This window comes from Brevundimonas sp. TSRC1-1, from assembly GCF_049898245.1.
In the GTDB taxonomy this organism is placed as follows: domain Bacteria; phylum Pseudomonadota; class Alphaproteobacteria; order Caulobacterales; family Caulobacteraceae; genus Brevundimonas; species Brevundimonas mediterranea_A.
In genome coordinates, this window is the sequence record NZ_JAFCXI010000001.1 from 177,202 (window position 1) to 203,962 (window position 26,761).

Sequence of the window (26,761 nt, forward strand, 5' to 3'; positions counted from 1 at the left end):
AAACGGTCTTGACGTGTAACCTATAGGTGATATGTCACCTCAAGGTTACGTCAGGAGGGCGACATGAGCAACAGCGACGATCAAGCGATCCAGCGCGTGAAACTGGAAAGAAGACGGTGCTGGTGGACGGCGCTCGCCCTGGCCGTCGTCGGCGCCGTAGCCATGGTCGGCGGCGCGGGGTTCGCGATGGTCTCCGGCGCAGAGGGCGACCGGGCGACGGCGGCCGGTGTGGCGACAGGGATCGGATTCGCCCTGACCCTGATCGGGGCGATCTGGGCGTGGAGCGCGCGTCCGGGCCAGTCGATCATCGTGGCGGCGAGCGGAGAAGGGGCGCGGCGTGACAAGTTGGAGCGGGCGCGCACCCAACAACTGGTGATGCTGCCCGTGGTGCTACTTCTCTTCATGGCTCAGGCGCATCGGGCGATGGAGCGGATCCTGGGTGGAGACCATAATCTGGGCGCCTATGTGCAGGTTCTTCTGCCGGTTCTTTACGGCTGGCTGATCCCGCTTATCGTCATGGGCTGGGACGCACACACACGCAAAAACCGCCGGTTCCTGGAAGACGAGCTGACCCAGCTCATGCGGGCCAGATCGATGATCCTGGCCTTCGTCGTGCTGATGGCGGGCCTGACCGTGGCGCTGGGCCTGGGGCTGTGGCGTCCACAGTACGGGGTCATGGCCTTGCCCTATGTCCTGGCTCTGGGCGGGGCCTCGGCGGGGCTGCGGTTCGCCTGGCTGGATCGGGAGGCCGGTCGCGATGGGTGATTTGCAATCGGATTGCGGGCCGAGAGTCTTGAGGAGCGGCGTCCATGGATGAGGATGAAAAGCAGGCGGCTCTGGCGCGTGAGCGCCGCCGCCGGCGCCGGCACGGGTTCGCCCTGGTGGTCTTCACGCTGGGCATCGTCGGGATCGGCGCGCTGGCCGCCAGCGAAGATAGTGCTGATGCGCAATGGGACATGGCGGTCGCGGCGGCGGGCGGCGTCGCCATGCTGGTCGGGGCGATCCTGGCCTGGTTCAGCAAGCCCGGCCAAGATCGACGACGGCTGGACGCGATCATGACGTATCGGGACCGCGTTCAACGGAACAGGACCATCCAGTTGTTCACCATGAGCCTGGTGGTTCTGATCGAGGGGATCATAATCATCGGCTTTTCGGACGACCTGCTCGCCGGGCGTGTCAGTGAGGCTGTGGTTCCATTGCTGATGGCCGTCACGGTCAGCTGGATCATTGTTATGACGGTTATGGAGTGGGACGGCGGTTCGCGGAAAGTGAAGAAATTCCTCGACGACGAACTGTCCCGTCATATCCGGGCGCGCGCGACGGGCCTGGCCTTCATTGTCCTGATGGCGGGCGCCACCCTGGCCCTGGCCGCCAGCGTGTGGGCGCCGAACTGGACGCCGCTGGTGTTGGCCTTCTCGCTGCTGGCTTCGGCGGGGGCGGCGGCCTTGCGGTTCGCGCTTCTGGATCGAGAGGCGTCCGGCGATGGGGAGTAGTCGGCTGGGGTTGAGGCTGAAGGAGGTCCGCACGGCGGCCGGCCTGACCCAGGCCCAGCTGGCCGACGCCGCCAAGGTGTCGCGCAAGACGATCAACACGGTGGAGAACGGGGTCTTCATCCCCTCGACCATTGTGGCCCTGGAGCTGGCGCGGGCGCTGAACACGACGGTCGAGGCGATCTTCTATCTGAAGGACTGAGCATCCATGTCCGAAAACCGCGAGACATCGCCGGACTGAACGCCCATCCTGCGGCCTATGAAACAGACGCTGGATCAGGAGGCCTGCTGGCGGGCCTTGGGCGCGCGGGACGCTCGGTTCGACGGGCGGTTCTTTACCGGCGTGACCTCGACGGGGATCTACTGCCGGCCGGTCTGTCCGGCGCGGACGCCCCGGCGCGAGAATGTGGTGTTTCATCCCACGGCGGCCTCGGCGGAGGCGGCGGGGTTTCGCGCCTGCCTGCGCTGTCGGCCCGAGACGGCGCCCGAGATGGGGGCGTGGCGCGGCACGTCGAACACCGTCAGCCGGGCCCTGGCCCTGATCGAGGCGGGGGCGCTGGACGGGGGCGATGCTGATGCGCTGGCGGCGCGGCTGGGGGTGGGCGAGCGGCATCTGCGGCGACTGTTCCGCCAGCACCTGGGCGCGGCGCCGGTCAGCGTGGCCCAGACGCGGCGCGTGCTGCTGGCCAAACAGCTGATCCACGAGACCGACTTGTCGATGGCCGAGGTGGCGATGGCGTCGGGCTTCGGCAGCGTGCGGCGGTTCAACGAAACCTTCCAGGCCCTGTATGGCCGTCCGCCGTCGGAACTGCGGCGGCGCAAGGCGGAAGGCGAGGGCGGAGGCCCGGTGAAGCTGGGCCTGGCCTATCGCCCGCCCTATGACTGGAGCGCGATGATGTCGGCCCTGGCGGCGCGGGCCGCCCCGGACGAAGCGGTGGCCGACGGGGTCTGGCGGCGCAGGCTGCGGACGGCGACGGACGGGACGGACGGCGAGGTCTCCGTGCGGTCCGGGTCTGAGGGCAAGGCGGCGGTCGAGGCGCGGGTGGACGAACTGAAAGCCCTGCCCGGCGTGCTGGCGCGGGTGCGGCGGGTGTTCGATCTGGCGGCTGATCCCGAGGCGATCCGGCGGGACCTGTCGGCGGATCCGGACCTGCGTGCGGCGCTTGAGGCCTGGCCGGGACTGCGGCCGGCGGGCGATTGGATCGACGCCGGAGAGGATGCGCCCAGCGACCGGCTTGCGCCCGTGGATGCGGCCCTGGCGGCGCGGGCCGAAGCCTGGCGCCCCTGGCGCGCCTATGGCGCCCTGTACTGGAACCGTGTGACGGAGACGGCCGATGCCTAGACAATCAACGCCGATGACCCTGACCCTGGATCGGATCGGCTCGCCGGTGGGCGAGGTGCTGGTGGCGACCGATGGCGAGGGGGCGGTGCGGGCGCTGGATTTCCATGATTATGAAGACCGGATGCGCCGGCTGCTGCACCGCCACTACGGCCCGGTCGAACTGGTCGAGGGGCGGGCGCCGGAGGCGGTGCGTCGGGCGGTCGAAGCCTATTTCGGCGGTGATCTGACGGCGTTCGACGCGGTGGTGGTGAAGACCGGCGGGACCGTGTTCCAGCAGGCGGTGTGGGCCGCGCTGCGGGCCATTCCGGCGGGCGAGACGCGCAGCTATGGGCAGCTGGCGGCGGCGATCGGGTCGCCCAGGGCGGTGCGGGCGGTGGGGCTGGCCAACGGCTCCAACCCGGTCGGGGTGATCGTGCCTTGCCATCGGGTGATCGGGGCGAACGGGACCCTGACCGGCTATGCGGGCGGGCTGGAGCGGAAGCGCTGGCTGCTGGCGCACGAGGCCGGCGGCCGGCTGCTCTGATCGGCGAGGCAACGGCATCGGTCCCCGACCGTTACCCAAGTCCACAGACCGAAAGAGTATCGACGATGAAACTATCCAATGGCGCCCTGGTGGCGGTGGTCGACGGCGAGAAGCTGGTCCTGTTCAAGAACACGAACGCCCAGGAAATCCGGCTGTCGCCGCTGGAGATTCCGGCGATGGAGGATCGGGTTTCCGGCTCGTCCGGCCGCCGTTCCAGCGAGGCCAACCCGGACAACGACACCCAGGCCGAGGACGGTTTCGCCATGGGCGTGGCCGAGGTGCTGAACAAATGGTCGGTCACGAACAAGATCGACGAACTGCTGGTGATCGCGGCGCCCAAGACTCTGGGGGAACTGCGCAAGCACTGGCACAAGGATCTGGAATCCAAGCTGGCCGGCGAAATCGCCAAGGATTTGACCGGCCACTCCAGCGACCAGATCGCAGCGGCGATCGAAAAAGCCTGAGCTGAATCAGGTTGATTTGAGGGCGGCGGCCGGAGACGGCCGCCGCCCTTGGCGTGTCTAGACGCCGTCCAGGAACAGGCGGCAGGCGGGGTTGGCGGTTTCGTCGACATAGGGGTAGCCCAGGTCGGCGAGGGCGGCGAACAGTTGGGCCTGTTCTTCGGGTGGGACGCTGACGCCCGCCAGCACCCGGCCGACGTCGTCGCCGTGGTTGCGGTAGTGGAACAGGGTCAGGGCCCAGGCGGGCTGGAGGCTGTTGAGGAAGCGCAGGAAGGCCCCCGGCCGTTCGGGGAACTGGAAGCGCAGGATGCGTTCGTGGGGCAGGCCGACGGTGCGGCCGCCGACCATGTAGCGGACGTGCAGTTTGGCCGTCTCGTTGTCGCTCATGTCCTCGACGGCGTAGCCGCCGTTGCGAAGCGCGGCGATCAGGTCGTCGCGCTCGTGCGGGCCGTTGCGCAGGGCGACGCCGACGAAGATCTGGGCGTGGCCGTCGCCGGACCAGCGATAGTTGAACTCGGTCACCGAGCGGCCGTCGAGACTGTCGAGGAAGCGGCGGTAGTCGTCGCGGTCGTCCTTCATCGCCACGGCCAGCAGGGCCTCGGCGCCCTCGCCGATCTCGGCCCGTTCGGCGACATGGCGCAGACGGTCGAAGTTCAGATTGGCGCCCGAGTTGATGGCGATCAGCGTGCCTGCGCCAGGGTGGGCGGCCGCCCAGGCCTTTAGCCCCGCCAGGGCCACGGCGCCCGAGGGTTCGGCGATGGCGCGGCTGTCGTCGAAGATGTCCTTGATGGCGGCGCAGATGGCGTCGGTGTCCACCAGGACGATCTCGTCCAGCAGGTCCTTGCACAGGCGGAAGGTCTCCGTCCCCGCGCGGCGCACGGCGACCCCGTCGGCGAACAGGCCGACCTCGTTCAGGGTCACGACCTCGCCGGCGTCGATGGCGGCCTTCATGGTGGGGGCGTCGACCGGTTCCACGCCGATGACGCGGGTGTCGGGGCGCAGGAATTTGATGATGGACGCGACGCCGGCGGCCAGGCCGCCGCCGCCGATGGGCACGAAGACGGCCTCGATGGGGTCGGCGTGCTGGCGGGCGATCTCAAGCCCCACCGTCCCCTGGCCGGCGATGACCTCGGGATCGTCGAAGGGGTGGATGAAGGCTGCGCCGGTCTGGCTCTCCAGATGGCGGGCGTGGGCGTAGGCCTCGTCGAAACTGTCGCCGTGCAGGACCACTTCGCCGCCCAGGGCGCGGACGGCGGCGACCTTGATGCCGGGGGTGGTGGTGGGCATGACGATGACAGCGGGGATGTTGCGGCGGGCCGCGGCCAGGGCCACGCCCTGGGCGTGATTGCCGGCCGAGGCGCAGATCACGCCCCTGGACAGTTCGGCCTGCGACAGGCCGGCGATCTTGTTGTAGGCGCCGCGAATCTTGAACGAAAACACGGGCTGCAGATCCTCGCGCTTCAGCAGCACGAGCCGGTCCAGCCGCGCCGACAGGCGGCGCAGCGGATCAAGCGGGGTCTCCTCCGCCACGTCATAGACGCGGGCGGTGAGGATGCGGCGGATGGTGTCTTGCATCAAAATGTCGGTCGAGGCGTGGGTGAGGAAATGAAGTCGCCGTTCGTCTAGGCGATTTTGCCCCATTTGTGAAAGGTTCGTGCGCTCAAGACGGCGAGTCTCCCGTGCTTGGCGGGGACGCGATGATTTCTCTTGCGCGCGGCCCCCATCGGCCTACATTGGATGTGCTTATGCTAACTTTGAGCATAAGGGTCGATAGGAGAGGCTCATGGCGGACGGCGCCTTTGGTCTGACGAAGGAACTGGAGCGGGAGACCGCCGGGGTGTGGGCGAAGGTCAAGGACCATGTCACGCCGCTGGAGTGGCCCGAACAGGCGCGGCTGATCAGCGAGATCAACCGGCTGAAGCGCGAGCGCGACGCCGTGATCCTGGCTCACAACTACATGACGCCCGAGATCTTCCACGGGGTCGGCGACTATGTCGGCGACAGCCTGGGCCTGGCCAAGGAGGCCGCGCGGTCGGATGCGAAGGTGATCGTCCAGGCGGGCGTGCATTTCATGGCCGAGACCTCGAAGATCCTGAGCCCGGAAAAGACGGTGCTGATCCCCGATCTGCGGGCGGGATGCTCGCTGGCGTCGTCGATCACGGGGGCGGATGTGCGGCTGATCAAGTCGCGCTATCCGGGGCTGCCGGTCGTGACCTATGTGAACACCACGGCCGATGTGAAGGCCGAGACCGACATCTGCTGCACCAGCGCCAACGCCGTGCAGGTGGTGGAATGGGCGGCCAGGGAATGGGGCGTGGATCGAGTCATCCTGATCCCCGACGAATATCTGGCGCGCAATGTGGCGGCCCAGACGACGGTCGGCATCATCGCCTGGAAGGGCCGTTGCGAAGTGCATGAACGGTTCACGGCCGACGATATCGCCGAGATGCGCGCCGCCTATCCGGGGGCCGAGATTCTGGCCCACCCCGAATGCCCGGAAGACGTGCTGGCGGCGGCGGACTTCGCCGGTTCGACGGCGGCCATGACCGACTATGTCGAGGCGCGTCGGCCCAAACAGGTGGTCATGATCACCGAATGTTCGATGGCCTCGAACGTGGCCGGGGACGTGCCGGGCGTGCAGTTCATCGGGCCTTGCAACCTGTGCCCGCACATGAAGCGGATCACGCTGGAGAACATCCGCGACTGCCTGTTGCACATGCAGTTCGAGGTGACGGTGCCGGAGGTGATGATCGAGCGCGGGCGGATGGCCGTGCAGCGGATGATCGACCTGCCGCCGCCCGTCGTTCCGGCCCGCTATGACCTGGTCAAGGCGCGGCATCACGTCGATGTGGAGCTGATCTGAGCGAGACGCGGCGATCGGTCCCGTGGTCGGGACCGATTGCTGCGCCCATCTGGACGCCATGAGCAATATCGACACCCCGAACCGCACGCCCGATCGCATCCCCGGCCCCTGGGATCCCAAGCCCGAGGACCCGGCCGTGCGCGTCGCCCCCGCAGCCCCGGCCGAGATTCCGGTCGAGAAGGATCAGAGCCTGGTCTGGGCCCTGCTGTCCACGGCCCTGATGGGCGGCTTCCTGTGGTGGATCACCGGCAGCGCCATCGTGGCGGGCGCGGTGCTGATCGGCCTGTTCGTCCATGAGGCGGGGCACGCCCTGGCGATGAACAAGATGGGGATGGGGCCGGCGCGGATTTATATCATTCCCTTCCTGGGCGGGCTGGCCAAGGCGCGGCGGGAGCCGAAGAGCGAATGGGACGGGGTGCTGGTTTCGCTGGCGGGCCCGGCGTTCGGTCTGTTGGCCATGATCCCGTTTGTCGGGGTGTGGATGGCGACCGGGCAGGGCGAATGGCTGATGGGCGCCTTCTTCATCGCCATGCTGAACCTGGTGAACCTGGTCCCGGCCCCGCCTCTGGACGGGTCCAGAGCCCTGGGGCCGGTGCTGACGCGGGTGCATCCGCGGCTGGAGCAGATCGTGCTGCTGGTCATCGGCGTGGCCGTGGTCTGGTGGGGACTGTCCACCGGGCGATTCATCCTGGCCGCCTTCCTGGCCCTGTCGGTCTTCGCCCACTTGAAGCGCGGCGTCTGGCGCGCGGCCTGGGGCACGCTGAGCTGGCCCGAGGCGGGCAAGAGCCTGGTCCTGTACCTGCTGACCCTGGCCGTCTGCGCGGCGGCGGCCCTGGGCGCATTGCTGCCCATGGTCGGGGGCGATCCGGCCGGGGCGGTGAGCCTGGGCCTGAACTCTCTTGGAGTGCGCTGATGAACCGAACGCGACATGACGGGCCCTTGGTCGTCGGCGCCGGTCTGGCGGGCCTGTCGGCCGCGCTGGAGGCGGCGCGGGCGGGGGCTGAGGTTCTGGTGCTGACGCCGGAGCCCTTGCTGAACGCCTGTTCGTCCGCTTGGGCGCAGGGCGGGATGGCGGCGGCCCTGACGGCTGTGGATTCGCCGGAACTGCATGCGAAGGACACCGAGGCGGCGGGCGCGGGTCTGGTCGAGCCGACGGCGACGCGGGCCCTGACCGATGCCGGGCGCGAGACGGTGGAATGGCTGGCGGCCCTGGGCGCGCCGTTCGACCGGGACGCGGACGGCGGCTTCGTGGTCAGTCTGGAGGCCGCCCATTCGGTGGCGCGGGTGGCGCGGGTCGGCGGCGACGGGGCCGGGCGGGCCATCCTGTCGGCCGTGGTCGCGGCGGTGCGGGCCGAGAAGCGGATCACGGTCTGGGAAGACGCGCGGCTGAAGGCCCTGTTGCTGGACGCCGACGGCCGGGTGGTCGGGGCGGTGGCGGCGCGCGGGCCGGGCGGGCGTCTGGTCGAGATCACGGCGACGGCGGTGGTTCTGGCCACCGGCGGGGCGGGCGGTCTGTTCGCGGCCACCACGACGCCGGCGGCCCTGAAGGGCGAAGGCCTGGCGCTGGCGGCGCGGGCGGGGGCGGAGATCCTGGATCCCGAGTTCGTGCAGTTTCACCCCACCGCCATCGACGTGGGTCTGGATCCCGCGCCGCTTGCGACTGAAGCCTTGCGCGGCGAGGGTGCGCGGCTGATCGACGGCGAGGGCCGGTTCCTGCTGGGCGAGGCGCCGGACGCGGACCTGAAGGCGCGCGACGTGGTGGCGCGGGCGGTTCATGCCGCGCGGATGGAGGGGCGGGGCGCCTATCTGGATGCGCGCGCGGCCATCGGCGAGGCCTTCCCGCACGAGTTTCCGGCCGTGTTCGCCGCCTGTATGCGCAGCGGCCTGGACCCGCGCATCAGTCCGATCCCGGTGATGGCGGCCTGCCATTATCATATGGGCGGGATCGCCGCCGACGCCGACGGACGCACCACGGTGGCGGGCCTGTATGCGGTCGGGGAATGCGCCGCGACCGGGGTTCATGGGGCGAACCGGCTGGCGTCCAACTCCCTGCTGGAGGCGGCGACCTTCGGGCGGCGCGCGGGACGGGCGGCGGCGCTGGAGACCGGCGGCGGACGGCCATTGCCGGTCGAGGTCACGCCGGACCTGCCCGAGGCGGCCATGTCCGAACTGAGAACCGCGATGACGGCTCATGCGGGGGTGGTGCGGAATGAAGCGGGCCTGTCGGGCCTGATCGCCCTGATCGACCGGCTGGAGGCGCAGTATGGCTCGGCGGCGGCGCTGGAGGCGGCGCGTCTGGTCGTGCAGGCGGCGCTGGATCGGCGTGAGAGCCGGGGCGGGCACTATCGCTCGGATTATCCGCAGACGGCGGCTGTGGCGGACCATACGCGGGTGCGGAATGTGCGCCCGGCGATGCGTCCGGCCGTGCTGGAGCCCGCCGCGTGAGCCGGTCCCTGCCGGATGTGCTGATCGAGCCGGTCGTGCGGATGGCCCTGGCCGAGGATCTGGGCCGGGCGGGCGATGTGACGGCCATGGCCTGCATTCCCGCAGACGCCCGGATGAAGGCAGGATTCGTGGCGCGCAAGCCCGGCGTCCTGGCGGGGATCGACTGCGTGCGGCTGGCGGTGCTGGCGATGGATCCGCAGGCGTCGGTCGATCTGCGGCTCGAGGACGGCCACGCCTTCGAGGCCGGGGCGGTGCTGGCGGTGGTCGAAGCCGAGGCGCGGGCCTTTCTGTCGGCCGAGCGGACGGCGCTGAACCTGGTCGGGCGGTTGTCGGGCGTGGCGACCCTGACGCGGGCCTATGTTCAGGCGGTCGCCGGGACCAAGGCGCGGATCGCGGATACGCGCAAGACCACGCCGGGCCTGCGGGCGCTGGAGAAACATGCGGTGGCGTGCGGCGGGGGGATCAACCATCGCTTCGGCCTGGATGACGCCATTCTGATCAAGGACAACCATGTGGCCGTGTGCGGCGGGGTGGCCGAGGCGGTCCGCCGGGCCAGGGCCTTTGCGCCCCATCTGATGAAGGTCGAGGTCGAGGTGGACGGACTGGATCAGCTGGAGGCGGTGCTGGGTCTGATCGCCGAGGGAGCGGCGCCGGACGTGGTCATGCTGGACAACTTCAGCCTGGACGACCTGAGGACCGCCGTGGCGCGGGTCGCGGGGCGGCTGACGCTGGAAGCCTCGGGCGGGGTCGATCTGACGACCGTGCGGGGCATCGCCGAGACCGGGGTGGACGTGATCTCGGTCGGGGCCCTGACCCATTCCGCGCCCGTGCTGGACATCGGTCTGGACGCGCTTTGAGCCTTTAGAGCGGGAGCGGTCTCTCGAAGCCGCTCCCGTCCATGGATCAGACCGGGTTGGATACGTCCGTGGCCTCGACCTTTGCGGCGGTCTTGGCCGACGTGACCGCAGGGCGGCTCGTGCGGGCGGCGGCGGTCTGGGCGGCCGGCTGGGGCGACGGCTGGGCGCGCGAGGCGGCTTCCGGTTGCGGCTGGGCTTGCGGGCGCGGCTGAGCGGCGGGGGCTGCCGGTTCCGGCGCTGACAGGCCTTCCTGGGCCAGGACCAGGGAATAGGCCACGGCCTGTCCGGCCTGGCGGGCGGCCTCGACCGGATCGAGCCCGGCCTGGATCAGACGGGGCTGGTCGCCCGCGGTCGAGGGCCGGGCGGCGTAGGTGAAGGCCCCGCTGGCGCCCGAACGTCCGCCGAAGCGATAGAAGAGGTGGCTGCCGACCTGATTCACCCGGATCAGCGAGTTGCGCCAGACCGGCGAGACGCCGGTGGTGTGGAAATGGGTGGCGTTGCCGACGGCCGAATAGACCGATCCCGACAGGGCGCCCGAGGCGATGCTCTTGGCGCGGTTCCAGGCCCCCGAGTTGACCCGACCGCGCATCGCGCCGTTGCAGGTGAACGAGAACTGGCAGCCGGTGCGGCGCGCGGCGCCCTGATAGACGACGCCGCAGATGGTCTTGGGGAAGGCGGGGTGGCGGACGCGGTTCAGGACCACCTGGGCCACGGCCTTCATGCCGTCACGGCCTTCGCCGCGGGCTTCATAATAGACGACCTGGGTCAGGCAATCGAGATCGCGGCTGGCGTCCAGGGCGTTGGCCATGCGGAACGGCCGGGCGCCGACCGGCGTGGTCAGATTGGCGCGACGCAGGTTCGGATCGCGGTTGTCGTTCAACTGATCGAGGCGGGCGGCCAGGAGTTCCGCCTGGCGATCGCGCTGGGCGGCGCCCGCGCTGGTATAGGGATCGTGTCGGCGTGCGATCGAGAGCGCGCTGGCGTCCAGGCCCCCGGCGGCGGCCGAGAGCGCTTCTTCGGTGAAGCCGGCGGCGGTGGCGCCGTGAATCCGTTCGGCCTGGGCGCGCAGCGTATTCGCCTGCGCCAGGGTTCCGCCCAGATAGGCGCCGCCAATCGCCAGTCCCACCAGACCGCCAAAGGCCGCTGCAGCCGTCATGGGCTTGATCTTCGCCACACGATCGGCGCGCGACGCGGCGCGCGTCTGAGAGGAATGCGACAACGAGTTAGTCCTGTTCAGCAGGGCGAGAAACGCTGCCCCCGGGGTAGTCTCGCCTGCTGGGCGACTCTGACGGTCGCGTTCCAACTGCGGTCAACGCACGGCTCATGCTGCCCGGCGTCGAGGACGGGCCTATATAGCGAAGTTTGTGACCTGAATGTGGCTGATTCGCAAGCCTGCGGTTAAGGCGTCGAAACGATTAGGTATTTTCACTGTATCGCACGGGGGGAATGACAATCCGGGCCGGAATGTGACAGTCGTGACAACGAATACTGTATTGTATTGCAGTAGGTCTTCATTCGCAAATGTGACAGCCCGCGATATCAGCTAAAGCGCCTGCCGGGTTCTGTTCATTTTGCGATCATGGGCCGTATTCGCGACTTGACGCTGGGAAGGGAACCTGTGCGTTGCGGTCGCGTTGAAGCGTGACCTTTGGAGAGAAGCCCCATGTCGAGACCCCTTGTGATGGCGGCTGTCGCCGCCGCGACCCTGGCCCTGGCCGCCTGCGGAACCACGATCGAACAGAAGGCGGCGAGCGGCGCGGTGGCCGGCGCTGTCGTCGGCGGACCGGTCGGCGCGGCTGTCGGCGGCGCCGCCGGGGCCGTCGTCGGCCAGGCCCAGAAACCCAACTAGAACGCGTCGCGCCCTTGTTTCGGCAGGGGCGCGACCTATCTGCATCACTGGACGGGCGATGCGCGGCATATGCGCGTCAAATCGTGCGTCCGTCCGATTTCGCTGCGGTGAACCTTGCTTTTGGCGCGCGTATCGGCTTTGTGCGGCCCGCTTCTGGCCGTGCGTTTTTTCGTCGCCGCCTGATCCCCGATAGCCGCCCCTGGCTGTTCACAAGGAACCCTGACGCTTTCGCATGAAAGATCTGAAGACCGGATTTTCCGACCGCATTACCGCCCAGCAGGAGGCCAAAAAGGCCCTGCTCGCCAAATTCAAGCCGAAGGCCGCCGCCCCCGACCCTGAATTCGAACGCCTGGCTGAAAAGCGCGCCGCCGAAAAGGAGGCCCTGCGCCAGCAGCACGAGCTGGCCAAGGCCGAGCAGCGCCGTGAAAAGGCCGAGAAGGACGCCGCCCGCATGGCCGCCGATCTCGAAGCCCAGGAAGCCCTCGAGGCCGAGAAGCGCGCCGACCGCAAGGCGCGCAAGCAACTGACCAAGGAAGAGCAGAAGGCCAAGCGCGACGCCCGCTACGCCGCCCGCAAGGCGCGTCGCTAAGTCTCTCAAGCCCTGCACTGAAGGATCGACGCGTCGCGGGTTTCTGCGGCGCGTTTTTCTTTGGCCGCTCTATCGGGCCGACGGACCTATTCGGCGGGAAGACCTATTCAGCAGGAAGGCTGGCGCGGCCGTCGATGATGCTGCGCAACTGTTCCGTCGAATAGGGTTTGCGCAGGAAGGGCCAGGGGGTGTCGGCCAGCACCTGGTCCACGTCGTCGCCGACATAGCCCGAGGTCAGGGCGATGCGCATGTCCGGCCAGTCTCGCGCCGCCTGCCGGGCCAGATCGACGCCGCTCATGCCGCCCGGCATGACGATGTCGGTCAGCATGATGTCGAAGCGCGCCGCCTGTAGCGCCTTGAGCGCGTCGGGACCGCTTTCGGCCAGCACCACTTCGAGACCGAAACTCTCCAGAAGATCCAGAGCCACGGCCGCCACGCTGGCGTCGTCCTCGACCAGGAGCATGCGGCCGCCCTTGGCGAAGGCGACGTCCGCGCTGACGGGAACGGGGGCGGGGGCCGCGGTCTCCTGGGGCTGGAGGGGCGGCAGATAGAGACGGATTTCGGACCCGCGCCCGACCGTGGAGGCGATATGGACCCCGCCGCCCGACTGGCGTGCGAAGCCATAGACCTGGCTGAGCCCCAGTCCCGTGCCCTTGCCGACGGGCTTGGTCGTGAAGAAGGGTTCGAAGACGCGGTCGATGACCTCGGCCGGCATGCCGGATCCGTTGTCCGACACCGACACGCAGACATAGTCGCCGGGCGCCAGTTCGGCGACCTGACCGGGTTCGACCGAACAGGTCATCGTCTGGACGGTGATCCTCGCTCCCTCGCGGACCTGCGCGGCCGGGGGCGCGCCCATTGGGGCGCCGTCGCGCATAGGGCCGCCGGTGACGTCGCCCAGGGCGTCGCGGGCGTTGACGATCAGATTCAGCAGGGCGGCCTCGAACTGGGCCGGGTCCACGTTCGCGCGGACGCCCCCGCGCTTCAGCTTGACCTTGAAGTCGACCGCCTCGCCGACGGCGCGACGCAGCAGGGGTTCGCCCTCGCGGATCAGGCCGTTCAGGTCGATGGCTTCGGGGCGCAGGGCCTGGCGGCGCGAGAAGGCCAGCAACTGGTGGGTCAGGCTCTCGCCGCGCCGAGCGGCGGCCAGGGCGGCCTCGCCCAGTTTCTTCTTCTTGGCCGGGTCGTCCGAGCGCAGGATGATGTCCAGGGCCCCGATGACGACCGTCAGCAGATTGTTGAAGTCGTGGGCCACGCCTCCGGTCAGCCGGCCCACGGCCTCCATCCGCTGGGCATGCATCAGGTGGGCCTCGGCGGCGGCCTTTTCCGTCAGGGCCTCGGCCACCCGGTCCTCGAGCAGCTCATTGATGCGTTTCAGGTCGTCCTCGGCCCGTTTGGCGTCGGTGACGTCCAGGCTGGCGCCGACATAGCCCTGGAAGACGCCCGAGGCGTCGAAGCGCGGCACGCCCTCGGTGCGGATCCACCGCAGGCCCAGGGTGGGATGATTGACCCGGCTGAGCGCCTCGAACCGGTCGCGGGCCTGGAAGGCGCGGGCGAAGGCGGCGTCGAAGACCGTTTCGTCGTCGGGATGGATCAGGCGCCGCCAGGCGTCGGCCAACTGCCGATTGGAGCGGATGCCGCAGAAGATGCGATAGCGCTTGTTGCCGAAGATGATCGACGGCGTGGCGTCCGTCATCCAGATCAGGGCCGGGGCGCTGTCGGCGACGGTGCGGAAGCGGACTTCCGATTCAGTCAGCCGCGCCTGGGCCTCGCGCATGTCGGTGACGTCGAAGGCGACGCCGACGAAACCGACCACCGCCTGTCCCGTCAGGCGGGGACGCGAAAAGGACTTGAGCCAGCGCCATTCGCCGTCATGGCGACGATAGCGGGCCTCCATGGAAAAGGGCTGGCCGGTCGCCTCGCCGTCGGCCGATTCCTGGACGATGCGGGCGACGTCGTCGGGATGGAGGGACGAACGCCAGTCTGCGGCCCGCGCCGATTCATAGTCGGCGCCGAAGAAGTCGACATAGGCCTGGTTGACGAAGGAGCGCTGGCGATCCTGATCCGTGACCCAGATCAGCACCGGCGCCGTATCGGCGATGGCCCGGAACCGTTCCTCGCTCTCGCGGGTCTGGGTCTCGGCGCGGGCGCGCTCGACCTCGGTCCAGGTGCGGGCGGCGACTTCCTCCAGAAGGCGCGCCTCGGCCTCGGTCCATCGACGGGGACCAGAGGCGTGGGCGAACAGGAAGGCGCGCAGACGGCCTGCGCGGATCAGGGGCGCGCGGATCAGGGCGCGAGTCCCGATGGCGTCGAAGGCGCCCGCGACGTCGGCGGTGCGCGGATCCTCGTACACGTCGTCGATCCGGACGGTGCGGCCCTGGGCCAGGTCGGCGATCAGGCCCTCGCCAAAGGCGTCAAGGCTGATCCTGTCCCGAACGGCCCCGTCGTCGGCGGCCCACTGGCCGGTCACTGAGATGAGGCCGCTGTCGGGATCGATCTCGCCATAGCCGACGCGGTCGGCTGCGATCAGACGTCCGATCGACGCCTCGACCTCGCTCATGATGAGACCCGGGTCGGACAGGTCGCGCAGCCGGTCGCTGAGGGCCAGCAGGAAAGCCTGCTGCCGTTCCGCGCGGGCGGCGGTTTCGAGCGCCTCCCGGTTCTCGGTGGTGTCGAAGGAGATGCCGGCGTAGCCGAGAAAGACCCCGGCCTTGTCAAAGCGCGGCTCCACGGCGACGCGCATCCAGCGCCACGCCCCGTCGTGACGCCGGAACCGAGCCTCGAACCCATAGGGGCGAAGATCAGGCCGGGCGCCGGCCTGGGCGGCCTCGACCTGCGGCTGATCATCGGGATGGATGGTCTGTTTCCAGCCGTGGCCGCTCAGGGAGGCGGCCGTGCCGCCGTAGAAGTCGGTCAGGGCGATATTGGCGAACTCGACCGCCCCATCGACATCCGTCAGCCAGATGGGCGAGGGGGCCGTGTCCGCCAGAAGACGGAACCGGGTTTCGCTGTCGCGCAGGGCGGCCTCGGCGGCGCGGGCCTCGGTGACGTCGATGTTGACCCCGATCATGCCCATGAAGCGGCCGTCGGCGTTCAGACGAGGCCGGGCCTCGCTGCGCAGGACGCGCCATTCGCCGTCGTGGCGACGGTGACGCCCCTCGACGACATAGGCGACATGGTCCCGATCAGCCTGACGGCAGACGGACAGCACATGGTCCCGGTCGTCCGGGTGAAGGAAGGCGTCGGCGTCGAAGTCGCTGGGATCGTCCAGCCCGCCCCAGAACAGGCGCTGGTCGTTGTTCAGATGGATGACGCGGCCGGTCTCGTCGGTCATCCAGAGCATGACGGGGGCCAGTTCGCTGACGATCTGCAACCGTCCTTCGGTCTCGTCGATGCGCGCGTTGGACAGGGACAGCGCCGAGACGACCGCGTCCAGCTGCGCCAGCGCGCCGCGCAGGCAGGCGCCCATCCAGGCGCAGAACAGGCCGACCACGATGAAGTTGAAGGTCGCCACGACGCTGAGACCGGGGGGCATCCCCGGCTTCGAGCCGCTGCTGACGATCACCAGGGACCAGCCCCCGATCAGGCATGCCGCCAGCGCCGTGGCGCCCGAAAGCCGGCCCCCCGCCAGGGCCGCCAGGATGACGCCGGGCAGAAGGATCATGAAGCCGGTGATTTCGCCGTAGAAGGCCGCTCCGGCTGCGCGCAGCAACAGGGCGGCGCCGGCCCCGATCAGTCCGATGACAATCCGGGTCCAGACCGAACCCGGCTTGAGCCGCGCGAGCGCCAGCAGACCTCCGTCGGCGTCCCGAAGTCGCCTGAAGACCACGGCTGGGTCCATGCTTCGCCCGCTCCCGACGCGTCGTTCTAAAGTGACGCTTGTCCATGCAACGCTCGCTCGCGCTTCGCGTTCCTGACAGCCATATTCGACCGGACCCGTTCCGGCGTAAAGTTAATCAACCCATGGAGCGCAACATGACTGACACGATCGACACCGGCCTGTCCCAGACCGAGCGTGGCGACGTCGCCCAACAGCTGACACGCGTTCTCGCCGACGCCTACGCCGTCTATCTGAAGACCCACGGCTATCACTGGAACGTGCGGGGGCCGGAGTTCTTCGCCCTGCACAATCTTCTGGAGCAGCAGTATCGCGATCAGTGGGAGGCGCTGGACGACATCGCCGAACGTATCCGGGCGCTGGGCGAGTTCGCGCCTCAGGGCTATGGCACCTTCGCCAATCTGACCAGCATCCGCGACGGCGACCCGGAAAAGGACGCGCCCGAGATGCTGCGCGAGCTGATGCGCGACCACGAGACCCTGATCGCCACCATGCGGGCGGCTCTGGACGTGGCCGACGGCGACGGGGACGACGTGACCGTCGATCTGCTGACCCAGCGCCTGGGCTCGCACGAAAAGTTCGCCTGGATGCTGCGCTCCACGCTCGGCGGCCGATAACATCGGTCTGCGGGCGCCCGAAAACGGCCCCGAAGTCCGCGCATAGGGCTGACGACGACGACGCTCCGGCTCCCGGAGCGTCGTCTCCTTTCTGGATTTGAATGACACTGGCCCACTGGAAGATGATCTGGACGGCGCTGAAGCGCTCGGCGGCGGCTCTGCCCGCGGCCGGCGCGGTGCTGGGCGTCGCCATGGCCGCCGGGTCCAGCGTGCGTCCCGACGCCGACCGGACGGCCGAGGCCGTGGCCCGGATCACCGGCGGGGACATGAGTGCTCAAGGCCTGGACGCCGTGAAGGGGCGTCTGACGCCTTCGCAACTGGCCCTGGCCCAGCGTCATGACCCGAGCCTGCTGCAGCCCGCGGCCTATTCCACCGACGGGGCGATCCTGGCGACCGGCGCCCTGCGTCCCGCCCGGTCCTTCGTCTTCAAGGGCAGCGCCGAGGATCGGCGCCGCGCCCTGCGATGCCTGACCCAGGCCGTCTATTTCGAAGCGGCGCTGGAGCCGGACGCCGGTCAGGCCGGCGTGGCCCAGGTGGTGCTGAACCGGGTGCGCGATCCCAACTACGCCAACACCATTTGCGGCGTTGTGTTCGAGGGCGCCGAGCGGACCACGGGCTGTCAGTTCAGCTTCACCTGCGATGGATCCCTGTCCCAGGCGCCGGTCGCCTGGGCCTGGGAGCGGGCGCGCAAGGTGGCGGAGAAGGCGCTGAACGGCGCGGTCGCCCAGCAGGTCGGGACCGCCACCCATTACCACGCCGACTATGTGAACCCCTGGTGGTCGCCGTCGGTGGCCCGGGTCAACAAGATCGGCGTGCATGTCTTCTATCGCTGGAAGGGCCTGTACGGCGAAACCGCCGCCTTCCGCACCGTCTACAAGGGCCATGAGCCGGTGATCGACGAGGCGCGGTTCTCGCGGCCGCGGCCGGGCGTCCAGCCCGGTCAGGCGACCGGGGGCGCCGATCCGGACACTGTGGCGGCGCCGGGCGGGGATGCGCCGATCAAGACCGTCGAGATCAACGGCCAGCAACGCGTTGTCGGCGTGGTCAGTCTGGGCGGTCGTCGCCTGCCGACCCAGGAGGAAGTCGTCGCCATAAACGCCCGGCTGCGGACGCTGGAACAGCCCGCTGCAGCCGTCGCGGTCGCGCCCGAAGGCGTGGCGGACATGCCGGTCGAGGAAATCGGCCGACCGGCGTCCTGAAACGCGCCGACCCGCGCTTTGCAACGCTTCGCGTGGGCAGAGCATTCACATGATCGACCGGAACGACCGGCCCAGCGAGGACGCCTGCTTGACCCACGCCGATAAAGACAGTCCGCGGTGGGACGAGTCCAAGCGCCTGGCGATCCTTCGGGACTACGGGGTCCTGGACACCGACCGGGAGGCCGCCTTCGACGACATCGTCGCCCTGATCGCGCGGATCTGCGAGGCGCCCATCGCCGTGGTCAATCTGATCGATGCAGACCGCCAGTGGTTCAAGGCCGAGGCAGGTCTGGGCGTGCGAGAGACGCCTCTGGCCACCTCCTTCTGCGCCCATACGCTGTTGCAGGCGGACGGAATGGTGGTGCGCGACGCGTCCCTGGACCCGCGCTTCGCCGCCAATCCCCTGGTGACGGGCGAACCCCATTTGCGTTTCTACGCCGGGCGGCTGTTGAAGACGCAGGACGGCGTGCCGCTGGGTGCCCTGTGCGTGCTCGACACCAAGGCGCGTCCCGAGGGACTGACCGATCTGCAGCAGATGGCGCTGCAGACCCTGGCCGACCAGGTCATGTCCCAGCTGGAGCTGCGCCGCGTCCTGCGCCAGCGCGAGGAAAGCGAGGACACCACCCGCCGGGCGTTGCAGGCGTCGAACTATGTCGGCGCATGGGACTGGGACATCGTGGCGGACCGGGTCGTAGCCGACGAACGGTTTGCGGCCATGTACGGCGTCGATCCCGTCGTGGCCCGCGCGGGCGCGCCGATCGCCGACTTCACCCGATCCGTGGATCCCCAGGACGAAGCGCGGGTCCAGGCGGAGATTCAGGCCGCAATGTCGGGGGAAGGTCGTTTCCATAGCGAGTACCGGGTGCGCGACGCCCAGGGCCAGGCGCGCTGGATCGTGGCCCGCGGCCAGGTCTATTTCGATCCGACCGGCGCGCCCGTGCGGTTTTCGGGCGTCGTCGTGGATATCACCGACCGGAAACAGGCGGACGCCGAGCTGGAGGCCATCGCCGCGCGGCTCAGCGCCAGCGAGGCCCAGTTTCGGGTCCTGGCGGACGCCATGCCGCAGATGGTGTGGTCGACGCGACCGGACGGCTTCCACGATTACTACAATGCGCGCTGGTACGAGTTCACCGGCGTGCCCGCGGGATCGACCGACGGCGAGGGCTGGACCGACATGTTCCATCCCGAGGACCAGCCCAGAGCGATGGAGCGCTGGAGGCGATGCCTGGCGACCGGCGAGCCCTATGAGATCGAATACCGGCTGAAACACCATTCCGGCGTCTATCGCTGGACCCTGGGGCGGGCGGCGGCCGTGCGGAACCCGGACGGCGAAATCAGCCGCTGGTTCGGCACCTGCACCGACATCGATGAGCTGAAGCGGTTGGAGCAGGGCCGCGAACTGATCAGTCAGGAGCTGAGCCACCGCATCAAGAACATCTTCGCCGTCATCACGGCCCTGGTGGCCCTGTCGGCGCGGCAGTACCCGGAGGCGCGGGCGTTCGCCGCCTCCTTGCGGACGCGGATCACGGCCCTGGCGCGCGCCCACGAGTTCGTGCGGCCGCACACCGAGACGTCGCAGCCGACGGTCGGCGCCAATACGCTGCACGCCTTCCTGTCGGACCTGTTCCAGGCCTATGCCGATGACGCAGGCGCGGCCCGGGTCCATCTCGCGGGCGACGACGCGGTCTTCGACGATCAGGCGGCGACGTCGGTGGCCCTGCTGTTCCATGAACTGGCGACCAACGCCGCCAAGTACGGGGCCCTGTCCCGGACCGGGGGGCGGGTGGATCTGGCGACGCGGCGGGAAGAGGACCGGTTCATCCTGACCTGGATCGAAACCGGCGGCCCTCCTGTGTCAGAGGCGCCGACACGAACGGGCTTCGGATCGTCCCTGGCCTCGCTGTCCGTCGAAGGCCAGCTGGGCGGGCGGCTGGTTCGGGATTGGCGTCCCGAAGGCCTTCGAATCCTGGTGGATTTGCCGGCCACGGCGCTTTCCCGTCGCAGGGCGGCCGAAAAGGCGCATTAGATCGCCTTGGCTGAAACCGATCCCGTCCATCTGCGTTGTGTTCGTTCCCGCACACAAGTTCAGTATCCATGACCGCGCGTATCCTCATCATCGAAGACGAAGCCCTGGTCGCCATGGAACTGCGCTTCGTCCTGGAGGATCTGGGTCATGAGGTCGTCGGCGTGGCCACGACGGCGAAGGGCGCGCGCGACATGGCGCGAGAGATCGATGTGGATCTGGCCCTCGTCGATATCCACCTGTCCGACGGACCCACCGGCATCAGTCTGGGGCGGGAACTGGGTCAGGACATGGGCGTGACCGTCCTGTTCATGACGGCCAATCCCGGCATGGTGCGCGACGGCGTGGCCGGCGCCATGGGCGTCCTGTCGAAGCCGACCGACGAGCGATGCGTCCAGAAGGCGATCGACTACGCCCTTCGCTGCAGACACGGCGAGCCGGTGGAATACGCGCCGCCGGGCCTGCAACTGTTCGCCTGACGTCCTCCCGGCCCCTGAGGTTTCAGACGGCCGGGCGGCAGGCGTTCACCAGACCCCGATCTTTTCCGCTTCCTTGTGGCTGATCGGATGGTGAGCCTTGGCGTGGTCTTCCTCGGCCAGGAAACGGCTGACCTCCAGCGCGGCCATACAGCCCATGCCGGCGGCGGTGACAGCCTGGCGATAGATGTCGTCGGTCACATCGCCCGCAGCCCAGACGCCCTCGATGGCCGTCGCGGCCGTGCCCGGCTTGACCCGCAGATAGCCGCCCGAGTTGGTTTCGAGCTGGCCCTTGAACAGTTCCGACGACGGGGCGTGGCCGATGGCGATGAAGACGCCGTCCGCCGGGATTTCCTGCGTCGAGCCGTCCTGGACGTTCTTCAGCCGCACGCCGGTGACGTTCTTGGCCATGCCGTCGACGACGCCGACGATCTCCTCGATCGCCGAGTTCCAGATCACCTCGACCTTTGGATTGGCGAACAGGCGGTCCTGCAGGATCTTCTCGGCGCGGAACTCCTCACGGCGGTGGACCACCGTGACCTTGGCGGCGAAATTGGTCAGGAACAGCGCCTCTTCGACGGCGGTGTTGCCGCCGCCGACGACCACGACGGTCTTGCCGCGATAGAAGAAGCCGTCGCAGGTGGCGCAGGCCGAGACGCCGAAGCCCTGGTAGGCGGCCTCTGACTCCAGACCCAGCCATTTGGCCTGGGCGCCGGTGGAAATGATGACCGTCTCGGCCAGGATCTCGTCGCCGCCGTCCAGCTTCAGCTTGAACGGGCGCTGCGACAGGTCGGCGGAGACGACGATGTCGTGGATGACTTCCGTGCCGACGTGCAGGGCCTGGGCCTGCATCTGCTCCATCAGCCAGGGGCCCTGGATTGTCTCGGCGAAGCCGGGATAGTTCTCGACGTCGGTGGTGATGGTCAGCTGGCCGCCGGGCTGGATTCCGGCGATGACGACGGGGTTCAGCGAGGCGCGGGCGGCGTAGATGGCGGCGGTCCAGCCGGCGGGGCCGGAACCGATGATGGCGACGCGGACGGTACGAGCTTGGGTCATGACGCCTATTTAGGCGCTGATTCCCGTTTGCGCGATGCTAGTCTCGCCTCGGGTGCAAAGGGAGGCGGGGATGAGCGACAACAAGGCGGCTGTCTTTCCGGTCGGCATAGGCGTGGGGATAGCGATCGGGGTTGCGCTGGGCCTGGCCCTGGACAATCTGGCTCTCGGGATCGGGGTCGGGGTCGCCATCGGCGCTGGGCTGGGCATGGTCTTCAGCGCGAAACCCAAGTCGAAGAGGGGCGAGGGTTCGGACGGCGGCGGGCCAGTGATTTTCGACGGAGGGGACACGCATCATTACGGCCATGACGGGGGTTCCGACGGCGGCGGAGACGGCGGAGGCGGGGACTGACGAGACCATCTTCCGCTCATCCCGGCGAAAGCCGGGACCCAGTTCTTTCGCTCGGCACTGCGCTGGACCAAAGGCGGTGAGTCCGCCTCACATCTAAACGCCCAAAGCCCTGGGTCCCGGCTTTCGCCGGGATGAGCGGAACGTAGTTGGGCTTAGCGTGTCCCCATCGCTTCCAGCACAGCCCGCGCCGCGCGCTCGGTTTCGGCCAGGGGGTCGTAGGTCCAGCCGTCCAGCGTTCCGTCGAACGGACGGGTGGCGCCGCGTTCGGCCAGGTCATCGTGCAGCCGGGCGAACTTGTCGCCGGACTTCAGCGGGATCATGGGCAGGACGTGGACGGGCTTTCCGGTCGAGGCGGCCTCGGCGGCCATATTGGCGCTGTCCTCGGTGACCAGGATATGGTCGGCGAAATGCAGGAAGCCGAACAGGGGGTTGTCGCCGGTCCCGTCCCAGATCCAGCCGGGCAGGTCGGACAGGCGCGCGGTCATGACGGCCTTGGCGGCCTCGGGCGTGCGGCGCGAGAAGGTCAGCATCAGCGATCCCCCGGATGCGCGCACGGCGTCCGCGATCTGGTCGGCCAGGTCCGCCGCATGGGCCTCGGTCAGGTCGAAGGCCTTGGATCTGCCGCCGATCAGCACCGCGACACGGGGATGGGGCAGGGGGGCGATCCGGTCCGCGAAGGCCGGCGCGGCCTGGGCGATCCGGTCGGGCGTGATGCGGTGGGGCGAGCCGGTGATCTCGAAGACATTGTCGCCCGACAGGCCGTCGTGTGCGGGGGCGACGACCATGTCGTAGCTGGCGTTCGACCAGCGCGGGTCCTGGGTCTGGACCACGAAGGTGCGGCCCTGGCTCCAGGCCTTGACGCGGGTCGAGAGCGGCAGGGTGGCGCGGCCGGTGGCGATCCACAGATCGGGCCATGGCGTCGTCAGCGGGTCGGACGTCGGCGCCAGCATGGCCGGGGTCTTGAAGGCCGACGGCAAGCGGTCGAACAGGGGGCGCCAGCGGATGTGTTTGACGGCGATCTCGGCCGGGGTCAGGCGTTCCACCGCCTCGGCGAGGCCCAGGGCCTGGTTCTCGATCCCGGCGCGGCCGTCCGAGACGACCCAGATGGTCAGGACGCGGGAAGACGAGGGGGCGGTCACGCGTCGATCGACGCCGGCCTGACCCATGTCATGGCCTCGAGCTTGTTTCCGTCAGGGTCGCGCAGGAAGGCGGCATAATAGCCCGGCGCGTAGTCGGGCCGGAACCCGGGGGCGCCGTCATCGCGGCCGCCGGCCGCCAGGCCCTGGGCGTGGAAACGATCAACAGCGTCCCGATCGGATGCGGCGAAACAGACATGCACGCCATTGCCTGCGGAGCATGGCTGGCGATCATGGGGGATGGAGGCCCAGAATTCGGGAAAGGCGCGGCCATAGGCCATGCCCATGACATGGTCCATGACCCTGCCGATCCCCAACGCGCCGAGCGCGGCGTCATAGAAGGCGCCCGCCTTCTCAAGATCGGAGACGCCCACAGAAACATGCGACACCAAAGGCGGGCGTGTTCCTGCGGCGTCGGTCACGATCTTACTTCCACTCGACCTTGAGGATCTCATAGGCCTTGACGCCGCCGGGGGTGTTGACCTCGACCACGTCGCCGACCTCCTTGGAGATCATGGCGCGCGCGATGGGCGAGGCGATCGAGACCTTGCCCTTTTTCACGTCGGCTTCGTGTTCGCCGACGATCTGGTACCGGGCCTCGTCCTCGGTGTCCTCGTCGACCACGGTGACCGTGGCGCCGAATTTGACCTGGCTGCCCGACAGTTTCGACACGTCAATGACCTGGGCGCGGCTGATCTTGTCCTCGATCTCGGCGATCTGGCCTTCGATCCAGCCCTGACGCTCCTTGGCGGCATGGTATTCGGCGTTTTCGGACAGGTCGCCATGCTCGCGGGCCTCAGAGATGGCCGCAATGACGCTCGGCCTTTCGACCGACTTCAATTGCTTCAGTTGATCGTCGAGGACACGGTAGCCCTCGGCCGTCATCGGCACTTTTTCCATTGGTGTCGTGATTTTTCTGGTTCGCCCGGAGACTGGAAAGACGCGGAGTAGGCACACAAAAGGCCGCGGGGCGGGCGCGGCCGGGCATCAATATTAGGGTTTCTCGTTCAGGATTTCAAGAGCGAGCCCCGTTATCGATGGAGGCGTCAGGCGCGGGCCGGCGGTTCGGACTTGTCGTCGCGGTGCACGACGCCCTTGATCAGGCTGTAGGCCAGCCAGGCGACCGCCGCGAGACCGGCCAGCATGAAGAGGCCGGACACGAGGGCGGCGCCGGCGGCCATGAAGGCCAGAACGAAGGCTACCGCCGCCGTCAGGCCCGCTACGATCTGAATGGTTCGAAACTGCATGGGCTCTTAACGCCCGTGACGTCGCCGGGTTGCGTCCGAGCCGTGTCTTCGCCTCAGGCGTAGCTGTAGGCCCCGCCCCGTTCCAGTGCGCGGCGATAGGCCGGGCGGGCGTGGATCTTGTCGAGGAAGGCCCTCAGTCGGGGTTTGGTCGCCGGGTCGAAGGCCCGGTCGGCGCCGGCCTCCACCGGGAAGCTCATCATGATGTCGGCGGCGGTGAACTGGTCGCCTGCGAACCACTCCGACCGTCCCAGTTCGTCCTCCCAGAAGCCGACATGGGCCCGCAGCTGCGGATCGACGAAACCGGTCAGGGCCTTGGCGGCTATGCTCTTGACCAAGGGTCTGACGAGGCCGGGCGCGCGCCGCGGCAGCATGGAGAACACCAGCTTCAGCAGCAGGGGCGGCATGGCGGAACCCTCGGCGTAGTGGAGCCAATAGGTGAAGCGTCGGGCGTCCTCGGAACCGGCGGCCGGGCGCAGGCGGCCCTCGCCATAGGTGTCCAGCAGATACTCGACCACGGCGCCGGTCTCGGCGACCGTGACGCCGTCGTCCTGGATCACGGGCGACTTGCCGAGCGGATGGATGGCCAGCAGTTCCGGGGGCGCAAGCCGGCTGGTCGCGTCCCGTTCGTAACGGACCACCTCATAGTCCAGGCCCAGTTCTTCCAGCAGCCACAGCACGCGCTGAGAACGGCTGTCGTTCAGATGATGGACTTTGATCATGGAGGCTCCGTTCGAACGGGTTCGACTATCCCCATCGTGAGGCCGGAAGTCGAGGCCTATCGCGGGGAGCGGCCGCTCCAGCGCGGACGGGGGCCGGGGCGGACCTTGGGGCGGGCGCCCTCGCGTCGGTTGCGCCAGACCTCATAGGCCAGGGTGGCCAGGGCCAGCTTGCCGGCGTGACGCCCGGCGACGCGGCGGCCGCCCCGGGACAGCAGCAGGCCGCCGAGCAGGGGAACGAGTTTGTGCAGACGGGACATGGAATCTCCTTCGTCGGCTCAACGCCTCGGCCGGCGGCGCGTTTCGACCTGCGACGACATGAACTGAAGGCCGATCACAGAAGGTTTGGCGCGCGCGACGGCGAAAGCGATGCTAGCCGTGCGTCATGAACAGATCTCGCGTCGCCGCCTTCTTCACCTCGCTGAGCTTTTTCGTCATCGCGGCCCTGGCCGCCGGCGTCATCGTCGGCGCCCTGGCGCAGGAGACTGACGCCCCCTGGCTGACCGGCGCGCTGGGCGTGGTCGAGAGCCTGGGCCAGGTGTGGTTGAACGCGCTGCGGATGACCGTCATCCCCCTGGTGTTCAGCCTGCTGGTGACGGGCATCGTCTCGATCGCCGACGCGGCGGCGACGGGGCGGATCGCGGTGCGGTCGCTGACGGTGTTCGGCCTGCTGCTGGTCGGGGCGACGGTCTATGCGATCCTGGCGGGCCTAGGGCTGCTGGCCCTGTGGCCCATCGATCCGGAGGCGGGGCGGGCCCTGCTGGCCGGGGTTCCGGCGGATTCGCTGGCGACGGTGGGCGAGGCGGCGCGGACCGACGGCCTGCGCGCCTTCCTGGCCAGTCTGGCGCCGGCCAATCTGATCAAGGCGGCGGCGGACGACGGGGTCCTGGCCGTGGTGGTCTTCGCCCTGGCCTTCGGTTTCGCCGCGACCCGGATCAAGGCCGAGCTGCGCCGGCCCCTGGCGGGCTTCTTTGAGGCGGTGGCCGAGACCCTGGTGGTGATCGTCCACTGGGTGCTGCTGGCCGCGCCGTTCGGGGTGTTCGCCCTGGCGCTGGGCGTGGGCCTGAGAGCCGGGCTGGGGGTGGCGGGCACCCTGGCCCATTATGTCGCCATCGTCTGCCTGAGCCAGATCGGCCTGATCATGATCATCTATGTGGTGGCTACGGTCTGGGGGCGGATCTCGCTGGGCCGGTTCGCGCGCGCCGTGGCCCCGGCCCAGGTGGTGGCGGTCTCGACCCAGTCGTCCCTGGCCAGCCTGCCGGTGATGATCGAGCGGGCGCGCGACTGGCTGGGCGCGCCCCAGACCTCGGCGGGTCTGGTCCTGCCGCTGGCGGTGGCGGTGTTCCGCATCACCAGCCCGGTCGCCAATCTGGCCGTCTGTCTGTATGTCGCCCAGCTGAACGGGGTGGAGCTGAGCCTGGCCGCCCTGATCGCAGGCGGGCTGACGGCGATCGCCGTCTCCATCGCCTCGGTCGGCCTGCCGGGTCAGGTCAGCTTCTTCGCCAGCGTCGGCCCCATCTGCCTGGCCATGGGCCTGCCGCTGGGGGTGCTGCCCCTGTTGCTGGCGGTCGAGGTCATCCCCGACATCTTCCGCACCGTCGGCAATGTCACCGGCGACCTGGCCGCGACGCGGATCGTGGCGGGCCAAGACGGGGAAGAAGAGGCGGCCGAAGCCGCCTAGTTGA

The 26,761-nt window shown here is 68.8% G+C and carries 28 protein-coding genes; 18 read left to right on the forward strand and 10 right to left on the reverse strand.

Annotated features, from left to right (window positions below):
• Positions 1-63: 63 nt before the first annotated feature.
• The 6 genes from ACP7CK_RS00890 (at position 64) to ACP7CK_RS00915 (ending at position 3,819) form a co-directional block, all read left to right on the forward strand.
• Positions 64-765 (forward strand): hypothetical protein, encoded by a 702-nt coding sequence (locus ACP7CK_RS00890; protein WP_426024844.1) that lies wholly within the window; start codon positions 64-66, stop codon positions 763-765.
• Between the two features lie 44 nt (positions 766-809).
• Positions 810-1,493 (forward strand): hypothetical protein, encoded by a 684-nt coding sequence (locus ACP7CK_RS00895; protein WP_426024845.1) that lies wholly within the window; start codon positions 810-812, stop codon positions 1,491-1,493.
• Positions 1,483-1,692 (forward strand): helix-turn-helix transcriptional regulator, encoded by a 210-nt coding sequence (locus tag ACP7CK_RS00900; RefSeq protein ID WP_426024846.1) that lies wholly within the window; start codon positions 1,483-1,485, stop codon positions 1,690-1,692. Before ACP7CK_RS00895 ends, ACP7CK_RS00900 begins: the two co-directional genes overlap by 11 nt.
• Before the next feature lie 57 nt (positions 1,693-1,749).
• Positions 1,750-2,832, forward strand: a complete 1,083-nt coding sequence (locus tag ACP7CK_RS00905; RefSeq protein ID WP_426024847.1) for a bifunctional transcriptional activator/DNA repair enzyme AdaA — start codon at positions 1,750-1,752, stop codon at positions 2,830-2,832.
• Complete coding sequence (locus ACP7CK_RS00910; RefSeq protein WP_426024848.1) at positions 2,825-3,355, forward strand: methylated-DNA--[protein]-cysteine S-methyltransferase; 531 nt, start codon at positions 2,825-2,827, stop codon at positions 3,353-3,355. Before ACP7CK_RS00905 ends, ACP7CK_RS00910 begins: the two co-directional genes overlap by 8 nt.
• Before the next feature lie 65 nt (positions 3,356-3,420).
• Complete coding sequence (locus ACP7CK_RS00915) at positions 3,421-3,819, forward strand: host attachment protein (RefSeq protein WP_008259789.1); 399 nt, start codon at positions 3,421-3,423, stop codon at positions 3,817-3,819.
• Between the two features lie 57 nt (positions 3,820-3,876).
• Here the strand turns inward: ACP7CK_RS00915 and ilvA are convergent, their stop codons facing one another.
• Complete coding sequence (gene ilvA, locus ACP7CK_RS00920; protein WP_426024849.1) at positions 3,877-5,391, reverse strand: threonine ammonia-lyase, biosynthetic; 1,515 nt, start codon at positions 5,389-5,391, stop codon at positions 3,877-3,879.
• 208 nt (positions 5,392-5,599) lie between these two features.
• Here ilvA and nadA point away from each other — a divergent pair, with 208 nt between their 5' ends.
• From nadA to nadC, 4 genes are read left to right on the forward strand one after another with little or no spacing between them, the layout of a single operon-like run.
• Complete coding sequence (gene nadA, locus ACP7CK_RS00925; protein ID WP_426024850.1) at positions 5,600-6,679, forward strand: quinolinate synthase NadA; 1,080 nt, start codon at positions 5,600-5,602, stop codon at positions 6,677-6,679.
• A gap of 22 nt (positions 6,680-6,701) precedes the next feature.
• A complete protein-coding gene (locus ACP7CK_RS00930) occupies positions 6,702-7,592 on the forward strand; it encodes a metalloprotease (RefSeq protein WP_426024851.1) in 891 nt (296 codons plus the stop codon).
• Positions 7,592-9,124, forward strand: a complete 1,533-nt coding sequence (locus tag ACP7CK_RS00935) for an L-aspartate oxidase (RefSeq protein WP_426024852.1) — start codon at positions 7,592-7,594, stop codon at positions 9,122-9,124. The genes ACP7CK_RS00930 and ACP7CK_RS00935 overlap by 1 nt, the downstream gene beginning before the upstream one ends.
• Entirely contained in the window at positions 9,121-9,981 is an 861-nt protein-coding gene (nadC, locus tag ACP7CK_RS00940; RefSeq protein WP_426024853.1) for a carboxylating nicotinate-nucleotide diphosphorylase, read from the forward strand. The genes ACP7CK_RS00935 and nadC overlap by 4 nt, the downstream gene beginning before the upstream one ends.
• A 46-nt stretch (positions 9,982-10,027) precedes the next feature.
• Here nadC and ACP7CK_RS00945 read toward each other — a convergent pair whose 3' ends face one another.
• Positions 10,028-11,200, reverse strand: a complete 1,173-nt coding sequence (locus ACP7CK_RS00945; RefSeq protein WP_155988186.1) for a cell wall hydrolase — start codon at positions 11,198-11,200, stop codon at positions 10,028-10,030.
• 444 nt (positions 11,201-11,644) lie between these two features.
• On the opposite strand from ACP7CK_RS00945, the gene ACP7CK_RS00950 reads away from it, so the two are divergent.
• Together ACP7CK_RS00950 and ACP7CK_RS00955 are read left to right on the forward strand one after the other, a co-directional pair.
• Positions 11,645-11,830 carry a hypothetical protein gene (locus tag ACP7CK_RS00950; protein ID WP_035310966.1) on the forward strand — a complete coding sequence of 62 codons (186 nt, stop codon included), beginning with the start codon at positions 11,645-11,647 and terminating at the stop codon, positions 11,828-11,830.
• 232 nt (positions 11,831-12,062) lie between these two features.
• A complete protein-coding gene (locus tag ACP7CK_RS00955) occupies positions 12,063-12,419 on the forward strand; it encodes a DUF6481 family protein (RefSeq protein WP_008263506.1) in 357 nt (118 codons plus the stop codon).
• 103 nt (positions 12,420-12,522) lie between these two features.
• On the opposite strand, the gene ACP7CK_RS00960 is transcribed toward ACP7CK_RS00955, so the two are convergent.
• Complete coding sequence (locus ACP7CK_RS00960; RefSeq protein WP_426024854.1) at positions 12,523-16,260, reverse strand: PAS domain S-box protein; 3,738 nt, start codon at positions 16,258-16,260, stop codon at positions 12,523-12,525.
• Between the two features lie 134 nt (positions 16,261-16,394).
• Between ACP7CK_RS00960 and ACP7CK_RS00965 the strand changes: the two genes are divergently transcribed.
• The 4 genes from ACP7CK_RS00965 (at position 16,395) to ACP7CK_RS00980 (ending at position 20,575) form a co-directional block, all read left to right on the forward strand.
• Complete coding sequence (locus tag ACP7CK_RS00965; RefSeq protein ID WP_035310050.1) at positions 16,395-16,874, forward strand: Dps family protein; 480 nt, start codon at positions 16,395-16,397, stop codon at positions 16,872-16,874.
• Between the two features lie 101 nt (positions 16,875-16,975).
• The gene (locus tag ACP7CK_RS00970) at positions 16,976-18,073 is read left to right on the forward strand and encodes a cell wall hydrolase (RefSeq protein ID WP_426024855.1); all 1,098 of its coding nucleotides are present in this window, start codon (positions 16,976-16,978) and stop codon (positions 18,071-18,073) included.
• Between the two features lie 49 nt (positions 18,074-18,122).
• Positions 18,123-20,099 (forward strand): PAS domain-containing protein, encoded by a 1,977-nt coding sequence (locus ACP7CK_RS00975; RefSeq protein ID WP_426024856.1) that lies wholly within the window; start codon positions 18,123-18,125, stop codon positions 20,097-20,099.
• 68 nt (positions 20,100-20,167) lie between these two features.
• Positions 20,168-20,575, forward strand: a complete 408-nt coding sequence (locus tag ACP7CK_RS00980) for a response regulator (RefSeq protein WP_426024857.1) — start codon at positions 20,168-20,170, stop codon at positions 20,573-20,575.
• Positions 20,576-20,620: 45 nt separating this feature from the next.
• Here the strand turns inward: ACP7CK_RS00980 and trxB are convergent, their stop codons facing one another.
• On the reverse strand, positions 20,621-21,628 hold the full coding sequence (gene trxB / locus ACP7CK_RS00985; protein WP_426024858.1) for a thioredoxin-disulfide reductase: 1,008 nt from the start codon (positions 21,626-21,628) through the stop codon (positions 20,621-20,623).
• A gap of 70 nt (positions 21,629-21,698) precedes the next feature.
• Between trxB and ACP7CK_RS00990 the strand changes: the two genes are divergently transcribed.
• Complete coding sequence (locus ACP7CK_RS00990) at positions 21,699-21,977, forward strand: hypothetical protein (protein WP_426024859.1); 279 nt, start codon at positions 21,699-21,701, stop codon at positions 21,975-21,977.
• A 152-nt stretch (positions 21,978-22,129) separates the two neighbouring features.
• Here ACP7CK_RS00990 and ACP7CK_RS00995 read toward each other — a convergent pair whose 3' ends face one another.
• The 6 genes from ACP7CK_RS00995 to ACP7CK_RS01020 all read right to left on the reverse strand — a co-directional run bounded on the left by ACP7CK_RS00995 (position 22,130) and on the right by ACP7CK_RS01020 (position 25,336).
• Positions 22,130-23,116, reverse strand: a complete 987-nt coding sequence (locus ACP7CK_RS00995) for a mitochondrial fission ELM1 family protein (protein WP_426024860.1) — start codon at positions 23,114-23,116, stop codon at positions 22,130-22,132.
• Complete coding sequence (locus tag ACP7CK_RS01000) at positions 23,113-23,535, reverse strand: VOC family protein (protein WP_035311218.1); 423 nt, start codon at positions 23,533-23,535, stop codon at positions 23,113-23,115. The genes ACP7CK_RS00995 and ACP7CK_RS01000 overlap by 4 nt, the downstream gene beginning before the upstream one ends.
• Positions 23,536-23,539: 4 nt before the next feature.
• Entirely contained in the window at positions 23,540-24,013 is a 474-nt protein-coding gene (greA, locus tag ACP7CK_RS01005; protein WP_008260399.1) for a transcription elongation factor GreA, read from the reverse strand.
• Between the two features lie 146 nt (positions 24,014-24,159).
• Entirely contained in the window at positions 24,160-24,360 is a 201-nt protein-coding gene (locus tag ACP7CK_RS01010; RefSeq protein ID WP_008259424.1) for a hypothetical protein, read from the reverse strand.
• Positions 24,361-24,413: 53 nt separating this feature from the next.
• Positions 24,414-25,079: a glutathione S-transferase family protein gene (locus tag ACP7CK_RS01015; RefSeq protein WP_426024861.1), complete on the reverse strand. Its 666-nt coding sequence runs from the start codon at positions 25,077-25,079 to the stop codon at positions 24,414-24,416.
• A gap of 56 nt (positions 25,080-25,135) precedes the next feature.
• A complete protein-coding gene (locus ACP7CK_RS01020) occupies positions 25,136-25,336 on the reverse strand; it encodes a hypothetical protein (RefSeq protein ID WP_008264128.1) in 201 nt (66 codons plus the stop codon).
• Positions 25,337-25,461: 125 nt separating this feature from the next.
• Between ACP7CK_RS01020 and ACP7CK_RS01025 the strand changes: the two genes are divergently transcribed.
• On the forward strand, positions 25,462-26,757 hold the full coding sequence (locus ACP7CK_RS01025; RefSeq protein ID WP_426024862.1) for a dicarboxylate/amino acid:cation symporter: 1,296 nt from the start codon (positions 25,462-25,464) through the stop codon (positions 26,755-26,757).
• Positions 26,758-26,761 lie beyond the last annotated feature (4 nt).